The sequence below is a fragment of the Geodermatophilus sp. FMUSA9-8 genome, assembly GCF_037034165.1.
Classification (GTDB): Bacteria; Actinomycetota; Actinomycetes; order Mycobacteriales; family Geodermatophilaceae; genus Geodermatophilus; species Geodermatophilus nigrescens.
Genome location: NZ_JBAGKE010000012.1, coordinates 83,132 through 109,358 on the forward strand (window position 1 = coordinate 83,132; position 26,227 = coordinate 109,358).

General features: G+C 76.0%; 29 protein-coding genes. 18 read left to right on the plus strand and 11 right to left on the minus strand.

Annotation, left to right across the window (positions count from 1 at the left end; genetic code table 11):
* The first annotated feature begins 138 nt into the window (after positions 1-138).
* The 5 genes from WA616_RS21795 (at position 139) to WA616_RS21815 (ending at position 3,915) form a co-directional block, all read left to right on the plus strand.
* Complete coding sequence (locus WA616_RS21795) at positions 139-1,173, plus strand: alcohol dehydrogenase catalytic domain-containing protein (RefSeq protein ID WP_336033144.1); 1,035 nt, start codon at positions 139-141, stop codon at positions 1,171-1,173.
* A 169-nt stretch (positions 1,174-1,342) separates the two neighbouring features.
* Positions 1,343-2,302 (plus strand): universal stress protein, encoded by a 960-nt coding sequence (locus tag WA616_RS21800; RefSeq protein WP_336033146.1) that lies wholly within the window; start codon positions 1,343-1,345, stop codon positions 2,300-2,302.
* Positions 2,303-2,420: 118 nt separating this feature from the next.
* Entirely contained in the window at positions 2,421-2,708 is a 288-nt protein-coding gene (locus WA616_RS21805; RefSeq protein ID WP_336033147.1) for a hypothetical protein, read from the plus strand.
* Positions 2,709-2,774: 66 nt separating this feature from the next.
* Positions 2,775-3,374, plus strand: coding sequence for an HhH-GPD-type base excision DNA repair protein (locus WA616_RS21810; RefSeq protein WP_336033148.1), 600 nt, complete (start codon positions 2,775-2,777; stop codon positions 3,372-3,374).
* Between the two features lie 181 nt (positions 3,375-3,555).
* Complete coding sequence (locus WA616_RS21815; RefSeq protein ID WP_336033150.1) at positions 3,556-3,915, plus strand: DUF3099 domain-containing protein; 360 nt, start codon at positions 3,556-3,558, stop codon at positions 3,913-3,915.
* Between the two features lie 14 nt (positions 3,916-3,929).
* Here the strand turns inward: WA616_RS21815 and WA616_RS21820 are convergent, their stop codons facing one another.
* On the minus strand, positions 3,930-4,796 hold the full coding sequence (locus WA616_RS21820) for a carbohydrate kinase family protein (protein ID WP_336033152.1): 867 nt from the start codon (positions 4,794-4,796) through the stop codon (positions 3,930-3,932).
* Between the two features lie 14 nt (positions 4,797-4,810).
* Positions 4,811-5,752: a pseudouridine-5'-phosphate glycosidase gene (locus WA616_RS21825; protein WP_336033153.1), complete on the minus strand. Its 942-nt coding sequence runs from the start codon at positions 5,750-5,752 to the stop codon at positions 4,811-4,813.
* Positions 5,753-5,841: 89 nt separating this feature from the next.
* Here WA616_RS21825 and WA616_RS21830 point away from each other — a divergent pair, with 89 nt between their 5' ends.
* Positions 5,842-6,069, plus strand: a complete 228-nt coding sequence (locus WA616_RS21830; RefSeq protein WP_073420369.1) for a DUF3039 domain-containing protein — start codon at positions 5,842-5,844, stop codon at positions 6,067-6,069.
* A 69-nt stretch (positions 6,070-6,138) separates the two neighbouring features.
* Here WA616_RS21830 and WA616_RS21835 read toward each other — a convergent pair whose 3' ends face one another.
* From WA616_RS21835 to ppgK, 5 genes are all read right to left on the minus strand, one after another.
* On the minus strand, positions 6,139-7,233 hold the full coding sequence (locus WA616_RS21835) for a YihY/virulence factor BrkB family protein (protein WP_336033157.1): 1,095 nt from the start codon (positions 7,231-7,233) through the stop codon (positions 6,139-6,141).
* An 83-nt stretch (positions 7,234-7,316) separates the two neighbouring features.
* Entirely contained in the window at positions 7,317-9,458 is a 2,142-nt protein-coding gene (locus WA616_RS21840) for a VanW family protein (RefSeq protein WP_336033158.1), read from the minus strand.
* A gap of 479 nt (positions 9,459-9,937) precedes the next feature.
* Positions 9,938-10,147, minus strand: coding sequence for a DUF7455 domain-containing protein (locus tag WA616_RS21845; protein WP_175562853.1), 210 nt, complete (start codon positions 10,145-10,147; stop codon positions 9,938-9,940).
* Between the two features lie 398 nt (positions 10,148-10,545).
* The gene (locus WA616_RS21850) at positions 10,546-11,910 is read right to left on the minus strand and encodes an RNA polymerase sigma factor (RefSeq protein ID WP_073420365.1); all 1,365 of its coding nucleotides are present in this window, start codon (positions 11,908-11,910) and stop codon (positions 10,546-10,548) included.
* A gap of 239 nt (positions 11,911-12,149) precedes the next feature.
* Positions 12,150-12,920, minus strand: a complete 771-nt coding sequence (ppgK, locus tag WA616_RS21855; protein ID WP_336033161.1) for a polyphosphate--glucose phosphotransferase — start codon at positions 12,918-12,920, stop codon at positions 12,150-12,152.
* A 60-nt stretch (positions 12,921-12,980) separates the two neighbouring features.
* On the opposite strand from ppgK, the gene WA616_RS21860 reads away from it, so the two are divergent.
* Entirely contained in the window at positions 12,981-13,793 is an 813-nt protein-coding gene (locus WA616_RS21860; protein WP_336033162.1) for an inositol monophosphatase family protein, read from the plus strand.
* Positions 13,794-13,859: 66 nt separating this feature from the next.
* Here WA616_RS21860 and WA616_RS21865 read toward each other — a convergent pair whose 3' ends face one another.
* Together WA616_RS21865 and WA616_RS21870 are read right to left on the minus strand one after the other, a co-directional pair.
* The gene (locus WA616_RS21865; RefSeq protein WP_073420362.1) at positions 13,860-14,396 is read right to left on the minus strand and encodes a LytR C-terminal domain-containing protein; all 537 of its coding nucleotides are present in this window, start codon (positions 14,394-14,396) and stop codon (positions 13,860-13,862) included.
* An 85-nt stretch (positions 14,397-14,481) separates the two neighbouring features.
* On the minus strand, positions 14,482-15,525 hold the full coding sequence (locus WA616_RS21870; RefSeq protein WP_336033164.1) for a phosphotransferase family protein: 1,044 nt from the start codon (positions 15,523-15,525) through the stop codon (positions 14,482-14,484).
* A gap of 292 nt (positions 15,526-15,817) precedes the next feature.
* On the opposite strand from WA616_RS21870, the gene WA616_RS21875 reads away from it, so the two are divergent.
* The 7 genes from WA616_RS21875 (at position 15,818) to WA616_RS21905 (ending at position 20,455) form a co-directional block, all read left to right on the plus strand.
* Positions 15,818-16,120, plus strand: a complete 303-nt coding sequence (locus WA616_RS21875; protein ID WP_336033166.1) for a DUF4193 domain-containing protein — start codon at positions 15,818-15,820, stop codon at positions 16,118-16,120.
* A gap of 159 nt (positions 16,121-16,279) precedes the next feature.
* Positions 16,280-17,176 carry a hypothetical protein gene (locus tag WA616_RS21880; RefSeq protein ID WP_336033167.1) on the plus strand — a complete coding sequence of 299 codons (897 nt, stop codon included), beginning with the start codon at positions 16,280-16,282 and terminating at the stop codon, positions 17,174-17,176.
* 23 nt (positions 17,177-17,199) lie between these two features.
* A complete protein-coding gene (gene dut, locus WA616_RS21885; protein ID WP_336033169.1) occupies positions 17,200-17,679 on the plus strand; it encodes a dUTP diphosphatase in 480 nt (159 codons plus the stop codon).
* A gap of 1 nt (position 17,680) precedes the next feature.
* Complete coding sequence (locus tag WA616_RS21890) at positions 17,681-18,460, plus strand: DUF3710 domain-containing protein (protein ID WP_336033171.1); 780 nt, start codon at positions 17,681-17,683, stop codon at positions 18,458-18,460.
* Positions 18,457-19,242, plus strand: coding sequence for an alpha/beta hydrolase family protein (locus WA616_RS21895; protein ID WP_336033173.1), 786 nt, complete (start codon positions 18,457-18,459; stop codon positions 19,240-19,242). Before WA616_RS21890 ends, WA616_RS21895 begins: the two co-directional genes overlap by 4 nt.
* A complete protein-coding gene (locus WA616_RS21900) occupies positions 19,239-19,616 on the plus strand; it encodes an OB-fold nucleic acid binding domain-containing protein (RefSeq protein ID WP_073420355.1) in 378 nt (125 codons plus the stop codon). The genes WA616_RS21895 and WA616_RS21900 overlap by 4 nt, the downstream gene beginning before the upstream one ends.
* Positions 19,613-20,455 carry a DUF3159 domain-containing protein gene (locus WA616_RS21905; protein WP_336033175.1) on the plus strand — a complete coding sequence of 281 codons (843 nt, stop codon included), beginning with the start codon at positions 19,613-19,615 and terminating at the stop codon, positions 20,453-20,455. The genes WA616_RS21900 and WA616_RS21905 overlap by 4 nt, the downstream gene beginning before the upstream one ends.
* Positions 20,456-20,459: 4 nt before the next feature.
* On the opposite strand, the gene WA616_RS21910 is transcribed toward WA616_RS21905, so the two are convergent.
* On the minus strand, positions 20,460-21,128 hold the full coding sequence (locus tag WA616_RS21910; RefSeq protein WP_073420354.1) for a potassium channel family protein: 669 nt from the start codon (positions 21,126-21,128) through the stop codon (positions 20,460-20,462).
* Complete coding sequence (locus WA616_RS21915) at positions 21,128-21,793, minus strand: potassium channel family protein (protein ID WP_073420353.1); 666 nt, start codon at positions 21,791-21,793, stop codon at positions 21,128-21,130. Before WA616_RS21915 ends, WA616_RS21910 begins: the two co-directional genes overlap by 1 nt.
* 159 nt (positions 21,794-21,952) lie before the next feature.
* Here WA616_RS21915 and WA616_RS21920 point away from each other — a divergent pair, with 159 nt between their 5' ends.
* Genes WA616_RS21920 through WA616_RS21935 form a run of 4 tightly spaced genes read left to right on the plus strand, consistent with a single transcriptional unit; the run spans position 21,953 to position 26,179 of the window.
* On the plus strand, positions 21,953-23,992 hold the full coding sequence (locus tag WA616_RS21920) for an APC family permease (protein ID WP_336033177.1): 2,040 nt from the start codon (positions 21,953-21,955) through the stop codon (positions 23,990-23,992).
* Entirely contained in the window at positions 23,985-25,310 is a 1,326-nt protein-coding gene (locus WA616_RS21925) for a class I SAM-dependent RNA methyltransferase (protein ID WP_336033178.1), read from the plus strand. Before WA616_RS21920 ends, WA616_RS21925 begins: the two co-directional genes overlap by 8 nt.
* Positions 25,311-25,358: 48 nt before the next feature.
* Positions 25,359-25,955 carry a histidine phosphatase family protein gene (locus WA616_RS21930; protein ID WP_336033179.1) on the plus strand — a complete coding sequence of 199 codons (597 nt, stop codon included), beginning with the start codon at positions 25,359-25,361 and terminating at the stop codon, positions 25,953-25,955.
* Positions 25,952-26,179, plus strand: a complete 228-nt coding sequence (locus WA616_RS21935) for a DUF4177 domain-containing protein (RefSeq protein ID WP_073420350.1) — start codon at positions 25,952-25,954, stop codon at positions 26,177-26,179. Before WA616_RS21930 ends, WA616_RS21935 begins: the two co-directional genes overlap by 4 nt.
* Positions 26,180-26,227: the final 48 nt, after the last annotated feature.

A 26,227-nucleotide genomic window follows, 5' to 3' on the forward strand; every position in this document is an offset into this window, starting at 1 on the left:
GTCGTCGCGCCGCGTCGGCGACCGAAACGGCCACCTGCTCGGACAGGGCGGCGGTCCCTGTCTCGGGGGACGTTCGGCACTCGGGCCGATCGGCGTCGGGGCGCTGGACTGAGGCCTCCGACATCGAGAGGAGAGGTCATGCAGGCGCTCGTGTTCCACGGTCCCGGCAAGCGGTCCTGGGAGGTCGTGCCCGACCCACGCACCCAGGACCCCGAGGACGCCGTCGTCCGGGTCGACGGGTTCACCATCTGCGGCACCGACCTGCACATCCTCAAGGGGGACGTGCCGGAGGTGACCCCAGGCACGATCCTCGGGCACGAGGCTGTCGGCACCGTCACGGAGGTGGGGCCGGGCGTGCGCAACGTCAGCCCCGGTGACCGGGTGCTGATCTCGTGCATCACCGCCTGCGGCCGCTGCCCGTACTGCCGGCAGGCCCGCTACGGGCAGTGCCGGAGCGCCGGCTGGGTCCTCGGGCACACCACCCACGGCGTCCAGGCCGAGGCGGTCCGTGTCCCGTTCGCCGACGGCTCGCTCCACCGGCTGCCCCAGGGCGTGGCCGACGAGGCCGCCCTGATGCTCGCCGACATCCTGCCCACGTCCTACGAGGTCGGGGCGCTCAACGGCGGCGTGCGCCCGGGCGACACCGTCGTCATCGTCGGGGCGGGCCCGATCGGACTGGCCGCGGTGATGACCTCCGGTCTCTACACGCCCGAGCGGATCGTGGTCGTCGACCCCGTGCCGGCGCGCCGGGACGCGGCCGTGGCACTCGGGGCCGACCTCGCGCTCTCGCCCGACGACGACGTGGTCGAGCGTGTGCGGGAGCTGACCGGCGGCCTCGGCGCCGACGTCGGCATGGAGGCCGTGGGCATCCCGGAGACGTTCGACCTGGCGGTGGACGTGGTCCGGCCCGGTGGCCGGGTGGCCAACATCGGCGTGCACGGCAAGCCGACGACGCTGCACCTCGAGGACCTGTGGATCCGTGACGTCACCATCACCACGGGCCTGGTGGACACGTCGACGACGCCGATGCTGCTGCGCATGCTGCAGGCCGGCAAGCTCGACGCCGGCCGGATCGTCACCCACCGCTTCGGTCTCGACGAGGTGACCGCCGCCTACGACCTGTTCGCCGACCCGGTCGCCTCCGGTGCCCTGAAGGTCGCCGTCCTGCGCTGACCGTCTCGCGGGGCCCGTGGCGCCCGGCGGGCCCCACCGCTCCGGGTTCGTGAGGCGACAGGTACGGGACGAAGGTCCTCCCGTGCCCGTGACGTCGGGCAGCGTCACGGGCCGCACGTGCGGCTGATGCTCGACCCGACCGGCTGGGACGAGAGGTGGGGCGACCGTGATGAGCGAACAAGCGACCAGGGGCCGGATCGTCGTCGGGGTCGACGGGTCGCCCGGGGGGCGGGCCGCCCTCCTCTGGGCACTGACGACCGCCGCGCGCACGGGCGCGGAGGTCGAGGTGGTGAGTGCCGTCCCGGTCGATCCCTGGACGGCCCCTCATCTCCTCGACGTCCGCGGTGTCGAGGCCATCCGCGCCGACACAGAGGCCCGGCTGCGGGCGGACGTCACCCAGGCGATGGGCGATCCGGCGGTGCGGGACGTCATGCGCGACGGGGCCGTGCTCGTGCACGTCACCGTCGTCTGCGGGGAACCGACCGAGGAGCTGGTGGCGCGGGCGCGTGACGCCGCGCTCCTCGTCGTGGGAAGCAGGGGGCGGGGCGCCGTGGCGAGCGCGCTCCTCGGCTCGGTCGCCCTGCACTGCTCGGCGCACTCCCCGTGCCCGGTCGTCGTCGTCCACGCCACCACCTCCGCATCCGCTCCACGGGTGGTGGTCGGGATCGACGACTCGTCGGTCGCGCGGGCTGCGCTCGTGCAGGCCGTCGGGTTCGCCCGACTGCTCGGTGCCCGCGTCGAGGCCGTGCTGGTCTGCCAGCCCGTGACCTACTGGAGCGACATCACCGTCCCGGCCCCTCCCGTCGGCGAGTCGCCGCAGGAGGCCCGGGCGCGCGCGGACGGCATCGTCACCGCGGCCCTGGGGCCGTCTCCGCATCCGGAGCTCGACGTGGTGGTGGAGACCGGGGCGCCCGGCGACGTGCTCGTGCGGAGATCCGAGGGCGCCGGCCTGCTGGTCGTCGGCAGCCGGAGCCGCAGCCGGCTGACGGGGCTGGCGCTCGGCTCGGTTGCGTTGCACTGCGTGGTGCACGCGTCGTGCGCGGTGCTCGTGGTCCGGGGCGGCGGGACGCACGCGACCAGGGCTTCGACCACAGCTGGGGCGGCGGCCGGCGGTCGACTGGGACGGTGAGACGACCCTTCCCGCCGGGTCGAGGGTCCCATCCGACCCGGGCCGACGGTCCCGTTCGTCGGGACATCCGGCCCCGTCCGGTCCGCGGGCCGTCGCCCTAGCGTCCGAGGTGGGCGTCGTGAGCGGCGTCCGGGTCGCCGGCCCGTCGTCGGCTACAGGAGGAGTGGACATGAGCGTGCAGGTCGAGGACCGTCCCGTGCAGGCCGCACAGGCGCCGCAGGTCGGCGCACCGGAGATGGCTGCGGCGGTGCCGCCCGCTCCCGCGGGGGCTCCGGCCGCCGACACCGCCGGTCCCTGGGAGCGCGCGTGGCTCTGGGTGGCGCTCGTCGTCCTCTTCGGCGCCGTCGTCTTCGGCGCCATGTACGTGCTGACCATGCTGGCCGGCGGTCCGGGCTACCCGTACTGACGGCCGGGGGCGGGCCGCCGGCCGGCGGGGCCGGGCAACCGGTACGCCTGCGGCAGGATCGCCGGCGTGCCGACCCTCCGCCTGACCCAGGATCCCGCCGCCGACGAGCTGCTCGGCCGTGACCCGCTCGCGCTGCTGCTCGGCATGCTGTTCGACCAGCAGTTCCCGATGGAGCGCGCCTTCGCCGGGCCGCGGCTGCTGGCCGACCGGATGGGCGTCGACGGGCTGGACGCCGCCGCCATCGCCGGCGCCGACCCCGACGCGCTGCTCGCGTGGTTCCAGGGGCCGCCGGCCGTGCACCGGTACCCGGGCTCGATGGCCCAGCGGGCGCAGGCGGTGTGCCGGCTGCTCGTCGAGCGCTACGACGGCCGCGCCGACGCGCTGTGGTCCGACGCCCCCGATGGCGCGACCCTGCTGCGCCGCATCGGCGAGCTGCCGGGCTTCGGCGCGCAGAAGGCGAGGATCCTCGTCGCGCTGCTCGGCAAGCAGTACGGCGTGACCCCGCCCGGGTGGCGCGAGGCGGCCGGTGCCTACGGCGAGGAGGGTTCCCGCCGGTCGGTCGCCGACATCACGGGGCCGGAGTCGCTGGCCGAGGTCCGGGCCGCCAAGCAGGAGGCGAAGAAGGCGGCGAAGGCCGCGGGCGGGACGGCCGCCGCAGCGCGCTGACCCGCCCGCAAGCGGTACCCGATCGTCTGCTCCGCCACGAGCACCGGCCCCCGGACGGTGGCACGATGGGAGGCGGACCGGGAGATGTCGGATTGCTCACCACCGGATGGCGGGCAATCGGCCCCAAGCGCAGGCGACACCGTGCCGTCTCTGTCCCCGATCCACGGAGGGATGGGTGCACGTGGCCTCGAGCCAGCAGTCCGCGCGAGCCCGCAGAGCCGAGCCGGTGCTCATCACCCAGGCCGAGCCCAGCCTGGTCGACCAGCACGCCGCCCGGAAGAAGCGGTACGTGCTGACCATGGCCGTCCGTGGCATCAGCCTCGTCCTGGCCGCGGTCTTCTACCAGACCGTCTGGCTGATGATCATCTTCGCGGTGCTCGGCACGATCCTGCCGTGGATCGCCGTGGTCATGGCCAACGACCGGCCGCCGAAGAAGAAGCTCGACGCGCACCGCTACGTGCCGCCGCGGCCCGACCGCATCCTCGAGGCCCCGCCGCGGGAGCACCGGGTCATCGAGGGCGGCCGCGTCATCGACGGCTGAGCCCGAGCGGGGCCTCAGCGGGCGCCCGCCCGCGCGACCACCCCGGCCGCGCGGGCCAGGCCCGCGTCCAGCGCCGCGGCGGGGTCACCGCCGGGAGCCGCCAGCCACACGGCGAGCAGCCCCGCGGTGAACGCGTCGCCCGCGCCGGTGGTGTCGACGACGTCGGCCGGGTGCGCCGGGCGGTGCACGACCACGTCGCCGGCCGCCCACAGCGCGCCGTCGGCACCCAGCGTGACCGCGACCGCCGGGTGCGCGGCCGCCAGCGCCCGGGCGGCGTCGGCCGGGTCGGCGCAGCCGGTGAGCAGCCGCGCCTCGTCGGCGTTGGGCAGCAGCAGGTCCGCGCCCGCGGTGTCCGCGAGCCACCGGTCGACGCCGTACGCGGTCAGCGGGCCGGTCGACGCGGGGTCCACCGACACCGTGCAGCCGGCCGCCCGCGCGGCGGCCAGCGCCGCGAGCCCCGCCGCCCGCGGCCGCTCGTCGAGCAGCGTGTAGCCCGAGAGGTGCAGGTGCCCGCCCGGGCCGGGCGCGGGCACGTCGCCGAGGCGCAGGTCGAGGTTGGCGCCCCGGTCGGCCAGCATGCTCCGCTGCCCGCCCGGCTCGACCAGGCTGACGATCGTGCCGGTAGCCGCCCCCGGCACCGTGCGCAGCGCGAGCCCGACGCCGGCGGCGGTCAGCTCCGCCACCAGCGCGAGGCCGGCCGGGTCGTCGCCGACGCACCCGGCCAGCACCACCGGCGTCCCCAGCGCGGCCAGGTGGACCGCCACGTTGGCCCCGGCCCCACCGCCACGGCTGCGGATGGCCGCCGGCCGGTCGGAGCCGGGCGCCGGCTCCCCGGACAGCACCGCGACGACGTCGGTGGCGACGTCGCCGACGACGACCACCGGCCGCCCGGTGCTCAGCGGGCCGCCCCGGCCAGCGCGGCGGCGATCCGCCCGGCGAGCTCGGCGTTGCGCAGCACCAGGCGCACGTTGACCTCCAGCGTCGCGCCTCCGCTCTCCCGGTGCAGGTGGTCGAGGACGAACGGGGTCACCGCCTTGCCGCGCACCCCGGCGGCCTCCGCGGCGGCCAGCGCGCCCGCGATGACGCGGTCGTGCAGCTCCGGGTCGAGCTGCTGGTCGGCCGGCAGCGGGTTGGCGACGACGACGGCGCCGGGGGTCAGCTCGCGGCGCGCGGCCAGCACGGCGGCGGCCTGCTCGGGGGTGTCGACCGACCAGTCGACGTTCGATCCGGAGTCGGCGACGTAGAAGCCGGGGAACGTCGTCGTCCCGTAGCCGACGACGGTGATCGACAGGCTCTCCATCCGCTCGAGGGTGGCCGGCACGTCGAGGATCGACTTGACGCCGGCGCAGACGACGGCCAGGGACGTGCGCGACAGCGCGGTCAGGTCGGCGGACTCGTCGAAGGTCTCGGCCGACTGGCGGTGCACGCCGCCGAGCCCGCCGGTGGCGAACACGCCGATGCCGGCCGCGGCGGCCAGCAGCGCGGTGCTCGAGACGGTGGTGGCGCCCGAGAGGCCCAGCGCGGCGGCGACGGGCAGGTCGCGCACACCCAGCTTGGCGAGGTCGGCGTCCGCGCAGACCCGGTCGACCTGCTTGGCGGTCAGGCCGACGTGCGGCACGCCGTCGAGCACGGCGATCGTCGCGGGCACGGCCCCGCCGGCGCGGACGGCGGCCTCCACCTCGTCGGCGGCGGCACGGTTGTCGGGGCGCGGCAGGCCGTGGGCGAGCAGCGTGCTCTCCAGGGCGACGACGGGCGCGCCGGAGTCGAGCGCCTCGGCGACCTCGGGGGAGAGGGCGAGGGGGGTGGGGGCGGCGGCATGACGGGGTTCGGCGCTCACCCTGCCATCATGGAGGGCGACCGACCGTCGCCCGGCCGCGCCTCCCGGCGGGCCGGCCGCGGCCCCCGTCACCAGCCTGGGAGCAGCCCGTGAGCCAGTCCGACCTCCTCGAGAAGCCCGACGTCCGCGAGGGCGACACCGGCAACGCCAACGAGGTCTTCCACTACGTCCGCAAGAACAAGATCGCCGAGAGTGCGGTCATGGGGACGATGGTCGAGGCGCTGTGCGGCGAGGTCTTCCCGGTCACCAAGTCCCCGAAGCCCGGCAGCCCGGTGTGCCCGGCCTGCAAGGAGGTCTACGAGCAGCTCCGCAAGTAGGAGGACCCCCTCGCCCCCCACCGCTCGCACGCTCGCGGCGGGCCCCTGCGAGGGGGCCGTTCCAGCACGTCACCTGAGCCCGAGCCGCTTGGCCTCGGCCTCCAGCTCGGCCGCCCGCCGGCGCTGCGCCCGGCGGGTGTGCCGGCGCTGCTGGGCCGGCCAGCGCTCCTGGATGGTCGCGTTGAGCTCGGCCCCGAGCAGCACGGCCATCCCGAAGAAGAACAGGAACAGCAGGGCCGCGATCGGGGTCGCGAGCGCGCCGTAGGGCAGCGCCGCGACCAGGATGTCCGACACGTACAGGCGCAGCACGGTCGCGGCCACCACGAAGAACCCCACGGCCAGCAGCGAGCCCGGCAGGTGCCGGTGCCAGGGGAGCCGCCGGGGCAGGACCACGTGGTAGAAGCTCGTGAGCGACAGGATCAGGCCGACGACGACCACCGGCCAGTAGACGGCGTCGACCAGCACCGTGGCGGTCGGCTGCCAGTCCTGCGGCAGCAGGGCCACGAGCAGCCCGCGCCCGAGCACCAGCAGCGGCAGCATGAGCACCGCCAGCACCAGGCCGACGACGAAGAGCCACAGCGCCATCAGCCGGGTGGCGATCGGGCCGCGGACGTCGCGCTGGTCGTAGGCGATGACGATCGTGTTCATGAACGTCGCCGTCGCCGACGACCCGGCCCACAGGGTGAGCAGGAAGCCCAGGCTCACGACGTCGAGCCGCCCGGACGTCAGGATGTCGTTGAGGGTGGGCCGCACGAGCTGGTCGACGACGTCGGCGGTGACCACCTCGCTGGACGCGTTGACCAGCGTGTCCTCGATCGTCTGCACCGAGTCCGCGCCGATGAAGCCGCCGAGGTAGCCCAGCGAGCCCAGCAGCGCGATGAGCAGCGGCGGCACCGACAGGATCTGCCAGAAGGCCGCCTCGCCGGAGAGGCCGAGGATGCGGTCCTTCCACGCCTTGGCCACCGTGCGGCCGAGCACCTGCAGCGGCACGCGGACGACGGCCGGCCAGTGGTCGAGCCGGCCCGGCGCAGGGAGGTCCGCGCGGCTGGCGCCGGGGGCGCCCTGACCGTCCACGGGGACCGCGGCGACGGCCGGGACGACGGGAGGGCCCTCCCCGGCCGCCCCGCCGGTGCGGGACGGCCCGCCGGCCCGCACGGTGCTCACCCGGCCAGTGTGCACGTCCGCGGTGCCGCCCCGCCGACGCCGGGCGCCGGGGCGGGCGCGGAGTCGCTCGTTCGGGCGGGTGCTCAGGACGTCGGCTGGGCCGGCGGGGTGCCCGCGTCGGGCGCCGGGGCGGGCTCGGCGGGCGGCGGCGGGGCGACGCAGCGGATGACCGCCTCCGCCTGGTACGTGGTGTCGAACCGCTCGCGGCGGATCTCCGCCCCGGTCTGCAGGTCGCGGAAGACCCGGGTGACCGACACGTCGAAGCCCTGGACGCCGGACTGCGGGATGCAGTCACCGTCGTCGACCTTCTCCTGCACCGCGGGCTGGCGGAAGTTCGACCGGGCGCTCTCGATCGCCTCGATCTCGTAGCGCTTGGTCCCGTAGAAGGTCACCGTGATCGACCCGCCCGAGGAGCCGGGCGTCCACTGGGTGTCGACGAAGATCCCGGTGTCGGTGTCGTTGCGCCACTGCAGGTCGATCTGGCCCTCGTACACGGTGGCCTCGCGGCCGGCCGGGTAGCGGCTGATGTAGAAGCTGTGCGGCTTGTGGTAGACGTCCTCGAGGCCGCCGAAGAAGACCGCGTTGAACATCGTCGTGGCGAACTGGCTGATGCCGCCGCCGACGGCGGTCGACAGCTCGCCGCCGCTGATGACGTTGGCCGGCACGTAGCCCTGGGCGGTGCCGCGCGGCCCGGTGTAGTCGTTGAGGCTGAAGGTCTCGCCCGGCAGCACGAGCGCGCCGTCGACCTCGGCCGCGACCACCCGGATGTTGGTGCCGCTGGCGTTGTTCGTCGTCGTGGTGGTGAAGGAGCTGACCTCCTCGCGGATGCCGAGCGCCTCGGCCTCCTGGGTGGTCAGGTCGGCCGGCACCGGGCCCAGCTGGACGGTGACGGACCGGGGGGCGGGCTGCGGCAGCACCTCGAGCAGCTGCCCGGCCAGCGCGGCCGGGTCGACGCCGGTGCCGTCGACCGACGGGACGACGCGCACCGCGTCGCCGTCGACCTCGAAGCGGGCGTCCTCGGCGGGCGTGCCGAAGGCGGCGAAGTCCTCGCCCATCGCCGTCTGCAGGGCGGCGGGGTCGACGGCGACGGCCAGCTCGCCGCTCTCCTGCGGGGTGAACGTCAGCGAGGCCGCGATCGCCTCGACCGGGATCTCCACCGACGTCGCGCCGTCCTGGCTGCTGACCGTGACGGGGGCGGCGAGGGCCGGGGTGACGGTGTCGTCGAGGACGCGCTGCGCCTCCTCGGCGGCCACCTGCACCGGCTCGACGTCGACCGGCAGCTCAATCGGGGTCTCCGGGTCGGCCCCGGCGGCCAGCGCCGCGGTGATCGCCTCGGCGCTGCCCTCGCGGTCCAACGTGCGGCCGTCGGCCGGCTCGACCAGCGTCGGGGTGGTGCCCTCGAGGGTGATCGTGGCGTCGACCGGCGCCCGGTCGACCTGGGTGGCGATCGTCTCGACCTGCGCGGCGAGGGCGCCCTCGTCGCCGTCGATGACGGGCTCGACGGTGCGGTCGGAGAACAGGGTGACCAGCCGGGTCCACGGCGCCAGCGGCTGGTCGTCGGCGGCGTCGACGGTCGCGTCGACGTCGAGCGCGATGCCGGCCACGGCGGGGGAGAGGGTGGCCTCGACGTCGTCGGCGACGACGACGTGGTCGGCGGCGACCCGCGGGGCCAGCTGCTCCTCCAGCGTGCTCGCCGCGGCGGCGGGGGAGAGCCCGCCGATGTCCACGCCGGCGACGACGGTGTTGCGGGGGACGTCGCTGCCCGCGACGAGCAGGTCGACGCCGTAGGCGGCGCCGAGGACGGCGAGCAGGCCGACGGGCGCGAGCACGGCCGGGCGCCGCCACAGCGGGCGGCGCGGCGCGGGGGCCGCGGCGACGGGGCCGGCGGGCCCACCCGGACCACCCGGGCCGGCGGGCCCACCCGGACCACCCGGGCCGGCGGGACCGACGGGCACGTGGCCGGCGGACGAGCCGGCGGGCGGCACCGGGTCGCCGAGCGTGACGGTGTCGGAGGCGTCCGGGGCGGGCACGGCGGCAGGCACGGCGGCAGGCACGGCGGCAGGCGCGGCGGCAGGCGCGGCAGCGGGCCCGGCGGTCGGTGCGGCCGCCGGGGTGGCGGGCGCGGCCTCCGTGGCCGGGCCGCCGGTCAGTGCGACGGTGTCGTGCACGGGGTCGGGTGCGGACCCGGCGCCGGCGTCGGTGCGGGCGGCCGTGTCGGTGCTCACGTCCCCGTCATCGGCAGCCGCGGTGTCCGGGGTGCCGGCGGCGGGTGTCACGTCCGCAGCGGGAGCCCCGCTGTCCCCAGGCCCCGCAGCGTCCTCGGCGTCCCCAGGGTGCTCAGCGTCCCCAGGGCCCGCGGTGTCCCGGGTGCTCGCCGTGTCCCCGGTGGCCGCGGACGAGACGGGCGCCCGCGGCGGCGTGTCGGGGCCGACCGGCCCGCGGTCGCGCGGGACCGGGCGGGTCTCGTCGGACAGGCCGCCCGGGTCGCCGTCGCGGGTCGTCGGGTCCGCGGACGGGGGAGAGGAGGGGGCGGGGTGCTGCTGCATCGGGGGTTCCTCGGGTCGCCGTCGACCGGGGGTCCCCGGGAACGACGGAGCCGCCGGGCCCCCGGCCGCATCGAGCGGCTCGGGGACACCGGCGGCGGCGTCGGGTGAGGGCATCATCGCGGTCAGCGACGATAGCGCCTCGGTCAGGGCATGGAGTGCTACTCGCCGTCCGTCTCGATGATGTCGACGGCGATGTCACGGAGCTTGGTGTCGTACTCCCGGGCGTGGTGCCCGCAGAACACGAGGTCGCTTCCGCTGGCGAGCACGACACGCACCTTGGCCAGTGCGCCGCACCGGTCGCAGTGGAAGGGCACGACCAGGTCGTCGGCGGCGGGGGTCGTCGTCAGCGTCTGGGTCATCTGGGTCATCACTCGCTCTCTACCGCACGGACCCGCGGCTGCGGATCGGCCTCCTGCACAGCGCCAGGATGGACCCCTGTGTTCCCGTTCCTCCCGTCACCGCGGTCGACTCGCCGGGAGTGGTGAGCCGGTGGCCGCTGGGGCGGGTGGGTTCAGCAGGGACCGTCGCTGGTGCGTTGCCGGTTCGTATGGGGGTGGTGCTGGTGGTTCCTGTGCGCCGGGTGGGTTGCCGGCCGTGGGTCCGCTGCTGTCTCGACGACCCCCACGCTACGCGGTCTACCCGGCCGCTGCCGCGGTACACCGCCCCGTCGCCCCGGCCGGGTGAGATCGTGACCATCCCGCAACGCGCCGGACACGCGACGACGGCCGGCACCCCTCCGCGGGGTGCCGGCCGTCGTCGGGACCGACTAGTCGAGGTAGTCGCGCAGCACCTGGGAGCGGCTCGGGTGGCGCAGCTTGGACATCGTCTTCGACTCGATCTGCCGGATCCGCTCGCGGGTCACCCCGTAGACCTGGCCGATCTCGTCGAGGGTGCGCGGCTGGCCGTCGGTGAGGCCGAACCGCAGCCGGACGACGCCGGCCTCCCGCTCCGACAGCGTCTGCAGGACGCTGGTGAGCTGGTCCTGCATGAGCGTGAAGCTCACCGCGTCGACGGCGACGACGGCCTCGGAGTCCTCGATGAAGTCACCGAGCTGGCTGTCGCCCTCGTCGCCGATGGTCTGGTCGAGGCTGATGGGCTCCCGGGCGTACTGCTGGATCTCCAGCACCTTGTCCGGGGTGATGTCCATCTCCTTGGCCAGCTCCTCCGGGGTGGGCTCGCGGCCCAGGTCCTGGAGCAGCTCGCGCTGGATGCGGCCGAGCTTGTTGATGACCTCGACCATGTGCACCGGGATGCGGATGGTGCGGGCCTGGTCGGCCATGGCGCGGGTGATCGCCTGCCGGATCCACCAGGTGGCGTACGTGGAGAACTTGTAGCCCTTGGTGTAGTCGAACTTCTCGACCGCGCGGATCAGGCCGAGGTTGCCCTCCTGGATGAGGTCCAGGAACGCCATGCCGCGGCCGGTGTAGCGCTTGGCGAGGGAGACCACGAGGCGGAGGTTGGCCTCCAGCAGGTGGTTCTTGGCGCGCTCGCCGTCGCGGATGATCCAGTTGAGGTCGCGGCGCATCTGCGGGGAGAGCTTCTGGCCCTCCTCCTCGACCTGGCGCATCCGCTCGGAGGCGTAGAGCCCGGCCTCGATGCGCTTGGCGAGGTCGACCTCCTCCTCGGCGTTGAGGAGGGCGACCTTGCCGATCTGCTTGAGGTAGGCGCGGACCGAGTCGGCCGAGGCGGTGAGCTCGGCGTCCTTGCGGGCCTGCCGCAGCGCCTCGGACTCCTCCTCGTCGTCCCACTCGAAGTCGGTGCCGCCCTCGGTGGCCCCCTCCGCGGCGGCGGGCGCCTCGGCGACCGCGACCCCGTCGGGACCGGCGACGACGGCCTCGTCGAGGGTCAGGCCCTCGGCGCCGGCGTCGACCACGGCGACGGCGGAGTCGTCGGAGGCCACGGCGGTCAGGACGGTGCCCTCACCGGCGCCCGGCGAGGGGCTGATGGCCGGCTTGCCCTTGGCGGCGGTGGTCTTCGCCGGGGCCTTCTTGCGGGGCGCGGCCTTCGCCGGCGCGTTCCCGGCGACGCCCACCGGCGCGCTGGTCCGGGAGGGTCGGGTGCTCGCGGCGACCGTCTTCGAGCGGGTGCTGCTCGTGACGGCGGCGTCCGGTGCAGGCTTGTCGGCGGGCACTCAAGTTCCTTCCCGTGCTGGGTGCGTCCCCGGGAGCGATCTGGCTCCCGGGCAGCGGCCCCGGGCCGTCGGCCGCGGAGCGGGGAGGCCCCAGGTCCGATGCGGCGTTTGACCGCGGTGCGGAGGGGGGATGACTCCCGGCTGGGTGGTGACGGGCTGGGGCTTCTCCATTGTAGCGACGTCACGGCGTGTGACCAGCGCCGCGAACGGCCCGCGGTCGCCCGGAAGGGGCGGGCGCGTCAGGGCTGGACCGGCGCCTCGGTGCCGCGCGCCTCGATCCGCTCCGCCGCGGCGAGTGCCGCGCCGACGATCCCGGCGTCGTTCTGCAGCTCCGCGGGGACGACCGGGGTGCGCGTGGTCAGCAGCGGCACCCACTTGTGCGCCTTCTTGCTCACCCCGCCGCCGACGATGATCAGGTCCGGCCACAGGCCGCCCTCCAGCACGTCGAGGTAGCGGTCCACGCGGGCCGCCCACTCGGGGTAGGAGAGCTCCTCGCGCTCGCGCACGGCGGCCGAGGCGCGGCGCTCGCCGTCGTGACCGTCGACCTGGATGTGGCCGAACTCGGTGTTGGGCACGAGGTGGCCGTCGATGAACAGCGCGCTGCCGATGCCGGTGCCGAAGGTCAGCATGAGGACGACGCCGTCGCGGCCGCGGCCGGCGCCGTAGCGCATCTCGGCGAGCCCGGCGGCGTCGGCGTCGTTGAGCGTCTCGACCGTGCCGGGCACCAGCGCGGTGAGGCCGCCGTCGACGTCGGTGCCGATCCAGCTCTTGTCCATGTTCGCCGCGGTGTGCGCGACGCCCTTCTTCATGACGCCGGGGTAGGTGCACCCGATCCGCCCGGTCCACCCGAAGGAGCTCACGATCCCGGCGACGACGTCGTACACCGCCTCCGGGAGCGAGGGCTGCGGGGTCTCCACCCGCATCCGCTCGCCGATGAGAGTGCCCGCCTCCAGGTCGACCAGGCACCCCTTGATGCCGCTGCCGCCGATGTCCACGCCGAACCCCTGCACGGCGGTCACCCTAGTGACCGGCGCCGCAGTCCGGCGGGGTGCTCGGGCAGGATCCCCCGGGTGAGTGCCCCCGGATCGCCCGCCGACCTGCTCGACCTCGCCGTCTCGACCGCCCGGGAGGCGGCGGAGCTGATCGTCCGCGAGCGAGGGTCGGCCGCGTCCGCCGTCGACGTGAAGTCCAGCCCGACCGACGTCGTCACCGCCGTCGACACGGCCTCGGAGCGGCTGATCACCCGGCGGCTGCTCGAGGCGCGGCCCGACGACGGGCTGCTGGGGGAGGAGGGCGCCGACCGCGCCGGCACCAGCGGCGTGCGCTGGGTGGTCGACCCGATCGACGGCACGGTCAACTTCCTCTACGGGCTGCGCGGCTACGCCGTCTCCATCGCCGCCGAGGTCGACGGTGCCACGGTGGCCGGCGCGGTGCTCGACGTGCCGACCGGCGACCTGTTCACCGCCACGGCCGGCGGCGGCGCGTTCCTGTCCACCCGCGAGGCGCCGGAGCCGGTGCGGCTGACCGGCAACCGGCCGGAGTCCCTCGGGCAGACGCTGGTGGCCACCGGCTTCGGCTACCGGGTCGAGCAGCGGCGGGCGCAGGGCGCCGTCGTCGCGCAGCTGCTGCCCGAGGTGCGCGACATCCGCCGGTACGGCTGCGCGTCGCTGGACCTGTGCGCCGCCGCGGCCGGGCGCGTCGACGCCTACTACGAGCTCGACCTCAAGCCCTGGGACCACGCGGCGGGCGCGCTGGTGGCCGCCGAGGCGGGCCTGGTGGTCACCGGGCTGCCGGGGCGGCCGTTCGCCGAGCCGATGGCGGTCGCCGTCCCGGCGACGGTCGCCCAGCCTCTCCTGGAGCTGCTCGACCGTCTCCATCCGTGACGTGCTGGAACGGCCCCGTCCAGCGGCTCACCCCGAGCCTGCGAGGGGTGAGGGGGACGGGGTCCTTCAGCAGGCGGCCTCGGCGCTCGCGATCGGGGTGAGGGTCGCCGCGACCTCCTCGGGGGTGGCCAGCGCCTGGAAGTCGGGCCCGATCACCAGGTCGACCGTGGCGGTGGCCCGGGTGTCGAGCAGGTCTCCGGCCCCGGGGAGGAACAGCGCCAGGTAGCGGGCCGCGTCGTTGCCGCGCGGGCCGTGGCGCACCTCGCCGGTGCCGGTGACCTCCCGCTCGGTCGGGTCGTTGGCGATCTCCTCGACCACGAACCCGCGGGCCTGCAGCTCGGCGGCGACGGTGTTGGCCAGCCCGCCGCGGTCGGTGGCGTTGTAGACGCGGATCGACAGCGTGCTGGGGTCCAGCGACGGCGGCGCCGCGGCGGCGGTCTCGCAGGCGGCCTCGGCGGCCTCGGCGCGGGCCCCGGCGTCCTGGAAGACCTTCCACCACACACCGAGCGCGGCGAGCGCCAGCACCAGGAGGAAGACCAGGGGAGGCAGCAGCCGGCGGTCCCTGCGGCGGCGCACCGGCGGGCTGTCGGTGCTGGTGCTCACGCTCGTCCTCCTCGGCGCCGACCCGCCACGGACCGGCGGGCCGCGCGGGGTCGGATCGGCCGGAGTCTAGGGGCGGCCGGCGGGGTCAGAGGGCACCGTCGTCGAGCGCGGCGCGTCCCAGCTCGACGCACGGGTCGATGCGGTCGGCGTAGCCGGAGGTGTCCTTGCCGGCCATGGCCCCGGCCGCCGAGCGGGCGACGATGCCGGCGACGATCGCGGCGAACTTGAAGAAGGCGAAGCCCACGTACCAGTCGAGGTCCTCGAGGCCGACGCCGGCCTGCTGCGCGTAGCGCTCGGCGATCTCGCGGCGGGTGGGGAAGCCGGGCAGCGTCGTCACGGGCGACAGCACGGGACGGGTCTCGCCGGCCTCGGGCCAGTAGACGAACAGCATGCCGATGTCGGTGAGCGGGTCGCCCAGCGTCGACATCTCCCAGTCCAGCACCGCGCGGATGCCGCCGGGCCGCTCGGGGTCGAGCAGGCAGTTGTCGAGGCGGTAGTCGCCGTGCACGATCCCGGTGCGCTGCGTCTGCGGCACCGTCTCGGCCAGCCGCGCGGCGAGGGCGTCCATGCCGGGCCGGTCGCGGTCGCGGGTGGCGTCCCACTGCTTGGTCCAGCGGCGCACCTGCCGGGCCAGGAAGCCCTCGGGCCGGCCGAAGTCGTCGAGGCCCACCGAGGAGGGGTCGACGGCGTGCAGTTGCGCCAGCACGTCGATGAGGCCGTCGCCGATCTGCCGCCGCAGCTCCGGGGTGTCGGCGTAGCCCTCCGGGATCTCGTCGACGACGTGCAGGCCGACGACGCGCTCCATCACGTAGAACGGCGCGCCGAGCACCTCGGGGTCGGTGCACAGGTGCAGCGTCCGCGGCACCGGGACCGGCGTCGGCCCGAGCGCGCTGATGACCCGGTGCTCCCGGGCCATGTCGTGCGCCGTGGCCAACACCGCGCCGGTGGGCGGGCGCCGCAGGATCACCGCGTCGTCGGCCGACCCGCCCGCGGGCGTGACGACGTACGTGAGGTTCGACATGCCGGCCGCGACGAGGTCGACGGTCACCTCCCGCCAGCGCTCGTCGCCGAGGGTTGCGGCGAGGTACGGACCGACGACGGCGGGGTCAGCTCCCACGGCACTCGACACGCGCCGCAGGGTAACCTCCGGCACTCCGCTCCCCGACCCGCCCGTCCGGGCCCCGACCCGCGGCCCAGGAACGGCCGATGTGTCCCGTGTCCGAGCGTGGGCACAAACCGGGACCGCACGGCGTTGGGGGGCTGCCGGTCCGGCGCGGACGTCCCTCCCGGGGTCGTCCGGCAGCCGGACCGGACACCGTCCAGCGGCCGCCCCGTGCGGCCGGCCAGGACGCCGGCGGCCACCGCCGCCGGCGCACGCCGCGGGTGCGCCCGCGAACGACCCCGGAGGAGGGGCACACCCCATGGCCACCGACTACGACGCCCCGCGCCGCAACGAGGCCGACGAGCTCGGCGAGGACTCCCTCGAGGAGCTCAAGGCCCGGCGCGCCGAGGCGCAGTCCAGCTCGGTCGACGTCGACGAGACCGACTTCAACGAGAGCCTCGAGCTGCCCGGCGCCGACCTGTCCAACGAGGAGCTGACCGTCCGCGTCCTGCCCAAGCAGGAGGACGAGTTCACCTGCTCGCGGTGCTTCCTCGTACAGCACCGCAGCCGCCTGGCGGCCAGCCGCGGCGGCGAGAACTACTGCCGCGACTGCGCGGCCTGATCCACGGCCCGACGGGGGCCCGGCGAGGGCCCGACGAGGCGCCCGGTCGGGCGGCATGACCGGCGACGGCGTGCGGTGGGACGCACGGGGAGGGAGCAGACGATGACCGAGGAGACGAGGCGGACGGCTGCGCCCAGGGACGTCCCGCCGCCACGGCCCGTGCAGCGGGTCGCGGAGCCTGCGCCGGAGGAGTCCGGTCCCGGCTGGCTCGACCCCGACACCGGTCTGGGCCGCGCCGCCCGGGCGCTCGCCGACGCGGTCTCCGGGCTGCTCGGCGGCACCGACGACGCCGACGGCGACCGCGCCGGCGGCGCCGCTCCCGAGGGGCGCCGCTCGACGGCCGGCCTGCTGCGCGACGTCGTGGGCGCGGTCGCGTCCGCCGCCGCGTCCACCGCGGGGTCCGCCGCCACGTCCGCCGCCACGTCCGCCGGGCGCCGTCAGGACACGGCCGCGGCCGGCGACGACGACTCCCGCGGCCCCGGCACGGTCCTCGGCGAGCTGCTCGCCGCGGCCGCGCCCCGGCTGCCCATCCGCGACGCCGCCCGGATCCGCGCCGCCCACCCCGGGCGCTCGGACGAGGAGATCGCCGACGCGCTCACCACCCGGGCCGCCCGGATGACCGCCGCCGTCGGCGCGGCCACCGGCGGGCTGTCGGCGGCGCACTGGTTCGCGCCGCCGTCGCTGGTGGCCCTGCCGCTCGAGCTCGGCGCCGAGACGCTGCTCACGGCCGCCGTCGAGGTGGTCCTGCTCGGCGAGCTGCACGAGCTCTACGGCCGCCCGGCGGCCGGCAGCGACCGCGAGCGGGCCGCCGCGTACCTCGCGAGCTGGACCTCCCAGCGGGCCGTCGAGGGCGGCGCCCGGCAGGGGATGGGCACCGTGCTCGGCACCGCGGGGTTCCGGGCGCTGCGCCGCCGCCTGTCCCGCCGGCTGGCCCGCAACCTCGGGTCGGCCGCGCCGCTGCTCGTGGGCGCCGCGCTCGGCGGCCGCGGCAACCTCAAGGCCACCGAGACCCTCGCCCGGCGGGTGCGGTCCGACCTGCGCCGCCGCGACGCCTGAGCGCCGTGGTTAGGGTCGCCGTCGTGCCCGAGCCCGCCCCCGCACCCGCTCCGCTCGACGTCCCGGTGCGGCTCACCGGCGACGGCGCGCAGCCGCCCCGCTACGCCCTCCCCGGCGACGCCGGCGCGGACCTGACGCTGGCCGAGGACGTCGTCCTCGCGCCGTTCCAGCGGGCGCTGGTGGGCACGGGCGTGGCCGTCGCGATCCCCGAGGGGTATGCCGGTTTCGTGCACCCGCGCTCGGGCCTGGCCCACCGGCACGGGCTGAGCCTGGTCAACGCGCCGGGCACCATCGACGCCGGCTACCGGGGGGAGATCAAGGTGAACCTGGTCAACCTCGACCCGGAGACGCCGCTGACCCTGCGCCGCGGCGAGCGGGTCGCCCAGCTGGTCGTGCAGCCGGTGGTGCAGGCGCGCTTCGTGCCCGTCGAGGAGCTGCCGGCCAGCGTCCGCGGCGAGGCCGGTCACGGCTCCACCGGCCGGACCGCGGGGAAGGAGGCCTGAGATGCCGTTCGGACGACGACGCAACCGGATCGACCGCAGCCTGCGCGAGCGCGGGGTGCCGCCGGAGCCGCAGCACCGGGAGCGGGAGGTCGACGAGACCGCCGGGCCCTTCGACGCCGCCGACGCGCCCGACGACGGCCGTCCCCGCGTCGACCTCGGCGCGCTGCGGCTGCCCGCGGTGCCCGGCACGGAGCTGCGCGTGGACCTCAACCAGCAGCAGAAGGTCATCGGCGCCACGCTGCGCTACGGCGACTCCCTGCTGCAGCTGTCGGCGTTCGCCGCGCCGCGGGCCGCCGGCATCTGGGACGACGTCCGCGCCGACCTCGCGCGCAGCGCGTCGGGGCAGGGCGGGCGGCTCACCGAGGTCGAGGGCCCGTTCGGTCCCGAGCTCGCCGGCACGGTCCTCGTCACCCCGGCGGCCCAGCCCGGCGGCCCGCCGCCGAAGCCGCAGCGCCGCGCGGCCCGCTTCCTCGGCGTCGACGGCCCGCGCTGGTTCCTGCGCGGCATGATCAGCGGCCCGGCGGCGGAGAACCCGGACGCGGCGGCCGTGCTGGAGGAGGCGTTCCGCCAGGTCGTCGTCGTCCGCGGCACCGACCCGATGCCGGTGCGCGAGCAGCTGCCGCTCACCCTCCCGGCCCAGGCCGCCGAGCAGCTGGCCCGCCAGCAGGCGGCGCAGCAGCAGGCCGGGCAGCAGCAGGCCGGGCAGCAGCAGGCGGGGCGGCCCCCGGCGGCCCCGCCGGCGCCGGGACAGCAGGCGCCGCCCGCCGGCCCGACCGCGTGAGCACCCGCACCCTCGCCTACGGCCCGCACCCCGACCAGTTCCTCGAGCTGACCCTCCCCGCGGCACAGGGCCCGGCGCCGGTGGCGGTCGTCCTGCACGGCGGGTTCTGGCGGGCCGCCTACGGCATCGAGCTCGCCCGCCCGCTGGCCGCCGACCTGGCCGCGGCCGGGTGGGCCGCCGTCGCCGTCGAGTACCGGCGGGTCGGCACCGGCGGCGGGTGGCCGGCCACGCTGGAGGACGTCGCCGCCGCGCTCGACGCCCTCGCCGACACCGACGGCCTCGACCTCGGCGACGTCACCGTGATCGGCCACTCGGCGGGCGGGCACCTCGCCGCCTGGGCCGCCGGCCGCGCGCGCCTGCCCGAGGGCGCGCCCGGCGCCGCCCCGCGGGTGCGGGTGACCGCCGCCGTGCTCCAGGCCGGTGTCCTCGACCTCACCCGCGCCGCGGAGCAGGAGCTGGGCCGGCGGGCTCCGCAGGAGTTCCTCGGCGGGGAGCCCGGCGCGGTGCCCGGGCGCTACGCCGGGGCCGACCCGGTGCGGCTGCTGCCCACCGGGGCCGACGTGCTGTGCGTGCACGGCACCGGCGACGACGTCGTCCCGCCCGAGCAGAGCGAGCGCTACGCCACGGCCGCCCGGGCCGCCGGCGACCGGGTCGAGGTGCGCGGCGTGCCCGGTGGGCACCGGGACGTCATCGACCCGGCGGGGGAGGGCTGGGCGGTCGTCCGCGACTGGCTGCGGGAGCGCGCCACCGCGCGTCGTGACGGCACTACCCTGGAGCCGTGACACAGACGCGTCCCGGTGGCTGGCTCGCCCGCACGCTGCAGCGACTCACCGCCGACGACTCCACGATCGACGCGCAGGAGCTGCGCGCCGAGGCCGACCGCGCCGGCTGCGAGCCGGTGAGCTCCTGTCGCAAGGGGGCGGTCGTGACCGTGACGGGCCGGCTGAAGTCGGTCGTCTACACCCCGCGCGAGACCGTCCCCACCCTCGAGGCCGAGCTGTTCGACGGCTCGGGCTCGGTCACCCTGGTGTGGCTCGGCCGGCGGCGCATCCCCGGCATCGAGCCGGGGCGCACGCTCACCGCGCGCGGGCGCTTCGCCAACTTCGACGGCCGCAAGGTCATCTACAACCCCTGGTACGAGCTGAGCGCCGGGTGACCTCCCCGGCCGACGACGGCGGCCGGCGCGACCCGGGGGGAGCAGCACCGCAGGAGCAGACCGGGGACGCCGGCGGCGTGACCTTCGACCGCCACCTGGTGCTCGAGCAGCTCGGCGGCTGGCGCGGCATGGTCGACGCCACGCTGCCCACGGTGGCGTTCATCGTCGCCAACGCGATCGGCGACCTGCGCACCGGCATCTGGTGCGCGATCGGCGCGGCGCTGCTCGTGCTGGTCTTCCGGCTGGTGCGGCGGGAGAGCGTGCAGCAGGCCTTCAGCGGCCTGTTCGGCGTCGCCGTGGCCGTGGCCATCGCCGCCGCCTCCGGGCAGGCGCGCAACTACTTCGTGCCCGGCATCATCCGCAACGCCGTCATCGGCGTGGTGCTGCTCGGGTCGGTGCCGCTGCGCTGGCCGCTGGTCGGCGTGCTCGCCGAGTTCCTCGCGCCGAGCCACCTGGGCTCGATGGCCGCGCACTCGCTGCCCGGCCTGCGCCGCCGCGTCGACACCGCCCGCGCCCGGCTGCACCACCAGCCGCCGCCCCCGGCGCCCGCACCGGGCGCCCGGCCCGCCGACCCCGCCCCCGAACGGCACTGGCGCGACGACCCGAAGGTGGTGCGCGCCTACGGCTGGCTGACCGTCATGTGGGCGGTCACCTTCCTGCTGCGGGTGGCGGTACAGACACCGCTCTACCTCGCCAACGAGGAGGACCTGCTCGGGGTGGCCTCGCTCGTGCTCGGGCTGCCGGTCACCGCCGCGGCGCTCGCGGTGACCCTGTGGGTGGTCGCCCGGCTGCACCGGCACCGGGTGGAGACCGACGCCGGCGCGGCGCCGCCGGGCTGACCGCTCAGACCAGGCCGGCGGGGGAGAGCACCTGCTGCAGCTGCTCCTCGACGTCGGCGTGCGTGATGAACAGCAGCTCGTCGCCGACCTCGAGCGGCTCGTCGGGCGTGGGCGTGATGACCCGCTCCCCGCGCAGCATCGCCGTCAGCACCGTCTCCCGCGGCAGCGGCACCTCGCGCAGCGGCCGGCCCGCCCAGGGGGTGTCCTCGGCGAGGGTGATCTCCACCAGCGTCGCCGCGCCCTTGCGGAAGCTCATCAGCCGGACGACGTCGCCGACGGTCACCGCCTCCTCCACCAGCGCGGCCAGCACCCGCGGGGTGGAGACGGCGACGTCGACGCCCCACGCCTCGGTGTAGAGCCACTCGTTGCGCGGGTCCTTGACCCGGGCGACGACGCGGTTGACGGCGAACTCGGTCTTCGCCAGCAGCGACACGACCAGGTTGGCCTTGTCGTCGCCGGTGGCCGCGACGACGACGTCGCAGGTGGCCAGCTGGGCCTCCTCGAGGGAGGACACCTCGCAGGCGTCGGCCTGCACCCACTCCGCGCCGGGCACCGAGCGGGCGCGCACCTTGCGGCCGTCCTTCTCGATGAGCATCACGGTGTGGCCGTTGGAGAGCAGCTCCCCGGCGATCGACCGGCCGACCGCGCCGGCGCCCACGATGGCCACGCGCATCAGGCCCTGCCTCCCTCGGGGGACTCGATGGTCTGGTGCACGCGGTCGGAGATCTCGTCGGTGGCCGCGACGACGAGCTGGTCGCCGTCCTGCAGCACCGTCGACGGCGTGGGCAGCTGGGCCTCGCCGAAGCGCACCAGCCAGGCCGCGCGCGCGCCGGAGGCGGCCTCCAGCTCGGCGAGCTTGCGGCCCACCCAGCCGTCGGTGACGGTCACCCGCATCAGCAGCACCCGGCCGGTGGGCTCGCGCCACAGCTCGCTGACCTTGACCGACAGCAGCTCGCGCAGCAGCCGGTTCACCGTCCACGGCACGGTGGCCACGCTCGGGATGCCCATGCGCTCGAACACCTCGGCGCGCTTGGAGTCGTAGATCCGGGCGACGACGTGCTGGACGCCGAAGGTCTCCCGGGCCACCCGCGCGCTGATGATGTTGGAGTTGTCGCCGCTGCTCACCGCGGCGAAGGCGCCGGCGGAGTCGATGCCGGCGTCGAGCAGCACCTGCCGGTCGAAGCCCAGGCCGGTGACCTGGCGGCCGGTGAACTCCGGCCCCAGCCGGCGGAACGCCTCGGGGTCCTGGTCGATGACCGCCACGCTGTGGCCGATCTCCTCCAGCCGCCGGGCGATCGCCGAGCCGACACGGCCGCAGCCCATGACGACCACGTGCACGTGTCGCTCCCTCGGTCCTCGTGGCCGCGTGCCGTCGGCCCGCGTGCCGGGCGCGAAGCTACACCCGCCCCGGGGCGCGGACGCCCGCCGTCCACCCGCCCGGGCGAGCCGCCCGGCGCGGGCGGCACCCGGTGCCCCGGCGTCCGTACCATCGCCGCCGTGCCCAAGCTGTCCGACCTCGGGCAACTCCCGAAACGGCTCGTGCTGGGCCGACCGGTCCGCAGCGACCGGGCCGGCGAGTCGCTGCTCCCGAAGTCCCTCGCGCTGCCGATCTTCGCCAGCGATCCGCTCTCCTCGGTGGCCTACGCCACCCAGGAGGTCCTCATCGTCCTCACGCTGGCGGGGACGGCGTTCCTCTTCCTGGCCCCGTGGCTGGCCGTCGCCGTCGTCCTGCTGCTCGCGACGGTGGTGCTGTCCTACCGCCAGGTGGTGCACGCCTACCCCTCGGGCGGCGGCGACTACGAGGTCGCGATGAAGAACCACGGGCAGTTCGCCGGGCTGACGGTGGCCAGCGCGCTGCTCGTCGACTACGTGCTCACCGTGGCCGTGTCCGTGTCGGCCGGCACCGACAACATCATCTCGGCGTTCCCGGCGCTCAACGAGCACCGCGTGCTCATCGCCGTCGGCCTGGTGGCCCTGCTGGCCGCGACCAACCTGCGCGGCGTCCGGGAGTCCGGCAAGACGTTCGCCGTCCCGACCTACCTGTTCGTCGCCGGGATCATGGTGATGATCGTCACCGGGCTGATCCGCGACTTCTTCACCGACTCGCCGGTGGTCGCCGAGAGCGCCTCGTGGTCGGTGCTCCCCGAGGCTGGTTACGACAACCTCGGTGGCGTCGCGCTGGTGTTCTTCGCGCTGCGTGCCTTCGCCTCCGGGTGCACGGCGCTCACCGGCGTCGAGGCCATCGCCAACGGCGTGCCCGCCTTCCGGCCGCCCAAGTCGCGCAACGCCGCGACGACGCTCGCGCTCATGGGCGGCATCGCCGCGACGATGTTCGCCGGCGTCACGGCGCTCGCCCTGCTCGGCGACGTCCGGTACGCGGAGAACACGTGCGACCTCGTCGGCTTCCCCGGGAACTGCGAGACCGACCCGCAACGCACCGTCATCGCCCAGCTCGCGGCCGCCACCTTCGGCGGGGACCAGTCACCCGGCTTCTTCTACATCCAGGCGGCCACCGCCCTGGTCCTCGTCCTCGCCGCCAACACGGCCTTCAACGGCTTCCCGCTGCTCGGCTCGGTGCTCGCGCAGGACCGCTTCCTGCCCCGCCAGCTGCACACCCGCGGCGACAAGCTCGTCTACAGCAACGGCATCCTGCTGCTGGCCGGCTTCGCGGCCCTGCTGATCGTGGCGTTCCAGGCCGATCCCAACCGGCTGATCCAGATGTACATCGTCGGGGTCTTCACCAGCTTCTCGATCGGCCAGTGGGGCATGGTCCGGCACTGGAACCGCGAGATCCGGCTGTCCGACGACGCCGCCGAGAAGCGCCGGATGCGCCGCTCGCAGGTCATCAACACCATCGGCGGCAGCCTGACCACGATCGTGCTGGTGATCATCGTGATCACCAAGTTCACCCGCGGCGCCTACCTCGTCATCCTGGTGATGCCGGTGCTGTTCCTGCTCATGCGGGCGATCAACCGGCACTACTCGCACGTCGCCGAGCAGCTCGTCCCCGACAGCGACGCCCGGCTGCTGCCCAGCAAGGTGCACGCCATCGTGCTGGTCTCCAAGGTGCACAAGCCGACGCTGCGGGCGCTCGCCTTCGCCCGCGCCACCCGGCCCGACGTGCTCACCGCGCTCACGGTCAACGTCGACGACGCCGACACCCGCGGGCTGCAGACCGACTGGGACCGCTACGACATCCCCGTCCCGCTGACGGTGCTGGAGTCGCCGTACCGGGAGATCACCCGGCCGGTCGTCGACTACGTCAAGGCGATCCGGCGGGCCAGCCCGCGCGAGCTGGTCATCGTGTTCGTGCCGCAGTACGTGGTCGGGCACTGGTGGGAGAACGTCCTGCACAACCAGAGCGCGCTGCGCCTGCGGGCCCGCCTGCAGTTCCAGCCCGGCGTCATGATCACCACGGTGCCGTGGCAGCTGGAGAGCTCGATCGGCCGCGAGGACGACCACCGCGACGGCCCGATGCCCGGCGACCTGCGCCGCGGCCTCACCGACGACCAGGTCGAGGCCACGCCGTATGGCTGAGCGGCGCGGGTCCGGGCGCCGCCGCCCCACGGCCGGGCGGCCCCGCGCCGAGCGGCCCGACCGCGGCGGCGGGTGGACCGGCCGGGAGTTCGAGGTGGCCGTCGGCCCGGTGGCGCACGGCGGGCACTGCGTGGCCCGGCACGAGGGGCGCGTCGTCTTCGTCCGGCACGCGTTGCCGGGGGAGCGGGTCGTCGTCCGGGTCACCGAGGACCGCCAGCCCGGCTACTGCCGCGCCGACGCGGTCGAGGTGCTGGAGGCCGCGCCCGACCGGGTCGAGCGGCCCTGCCCCCACAGCGGGCCCGGGCGGTGCGGCGGCTGCGACTGGCAGCACGTGTCCTGGGAGGGGCAGCGGCGGCTCAAGGCCGACGTCGTCCGCGAGCAGCTCACCCGCCTCGGCCGGCTCGACGCCGCCGACCCGCTGCTGACCGGCCTGGAGGTCGAGCCGCTGCCCGGCGGGCCGCTGCGCTGGCGGTCGCGGGCGCGCTTCGCCGTCGACCGGACCGGGGCGCCCGGGCTGCGCCGGCACCGCTCGCACGACGTCGTCGCGCTCGACGACTGCCCGATCACCGTGGAGCCGGCCGCCCGCGCCGTCCTGGACCGCCGCTGGCCCGGCGCCGGCGCGGTCGACGTCGCCGTGGACTCCACCGGCACGGTCACCACCACGCGGCTCGACCGGCGCGGCGCGCCCACCTCCACCCGCGTGCTCGCCGCCGGGCAGGACGTGCCCGCCGAGCCCGCCGGCCGCGCCGGGCGCCGGGCGGGCGGGCGGGACTGGGAGGTCGAGGGCACCGGCTTCTGGCAGGTGCACGAGTCCGCCGCCGACGCGCTGGTCGCCGCGGTCACCGGGCTGGCCGCCGCGCGGCCGGGGGAGACCGTCCTCGACCTCTACGCCGGGGCGGGCCTGTTCGGCGGGGCGCTCGCGCCGTCGGTGGGGGACGCCGGCCGGGTGGTCTGCGTGGAGGCCGACGCCGAGGCGTGCGCCGCCGCGGAGGCCAACCTGGGCGGGCTGCCGCAGGCCGAGGTCTGGCAGGGCGAGGTGGACGCCGAGGGGCTCACCGGCCTGCTCGAGGAGCTCGGCGACGCCCCCGACGTCGTCGTGCTCGACCCGCCGCGCGCCGGCGCCGGCCCCGCGGTGAGCCGGGTGGTCGCGGGCGCCGGGGCGCGCGCCGTCGTCTACGTGGCGTGCGACCCGGCGTCGCTGGGCCGCGACGTCGCCGCGCTCGCCGGCACCGGGTACCGCCTGGCCGCGCTGCGCGCCTTCGACGCCTTCCCGATGACCGCGCACGTGGAGTGCGTCGCCCTGTTCGAGCCCGCCTGAGGGCGCCGCGGCCCCCACGGCGGGCCGCGGCGCGGTAGGCACCGGGGCGTGCGGGTCCACGTCGTCACCCATCCCGAGGTCCGGGTCGACCCGGCCGTCCCCGTGCCCGAGTGGGGCCTGTCCGACGCCGGCCGCGCGCGCCTGGCGCACCTGGTCGCCCTGCCGTGGGTGCCGGACCTGACCCGCATCGTGTCCAGCGCCGAGCGCAAGGCGCGGGAGACGGCGGCCGCGCTGGCGGAGGTCACCGGACTGCCGGTCGGCGTCGACCCGGAGCTGGGGGAGAACGACCGCTCGGCCACCGGCTTCCTGCCGCCCGCCGAGTTCGAGGCGACGGCGGACGCGTTCTTCGCCCGGCCCGCCGAGAGCGTCCGCGGCTGGGAGCGGGCGGTCGACGCGCAGGCCCGCGTGGTGGCCGCGGCCGCCCGGGCGGCCGCGGGCGCGGCCGGCGACGTGGCCGTCGTCTGCCACGGCGGGGTCGGCACGCTGTTGCTGTGCGCGGTGCTGGGCGTGCCGGTCGACCGCCGGTGGGACCAGCCCGGCCAGGGCAGCGTCTGGTCCTACGACCCCGCCACCGGCCGCGGCGCCGGCCCGTGGACCCGTCTCGGGCCGGGCGGTACGGAGCCGGTCGCTACGGTGGGACCGTGACCACCTGGGAGTACGCCTCGGTCATCACGGCCAACGACAACGAGTCGCAGCGCGCGGGGGTGAGCGTCAAGCTCCCCGGCGGCGGGCTCGAGCGGCAGCAGGGGGACACCAGCTCGGTGCTCAACCGGCTCGGTGGCGAGGGGTGGGAGCTGGTCAGCTACCACTCCAGCGGCGCCGGGACCTGGGGCTTCGAGCAGTTCTGGCTCAAGCGACAGACCAGCTGATCACGACCGGGTGACGGCCGGCCGCGTCGGCTCGAACACCCGTTCGAT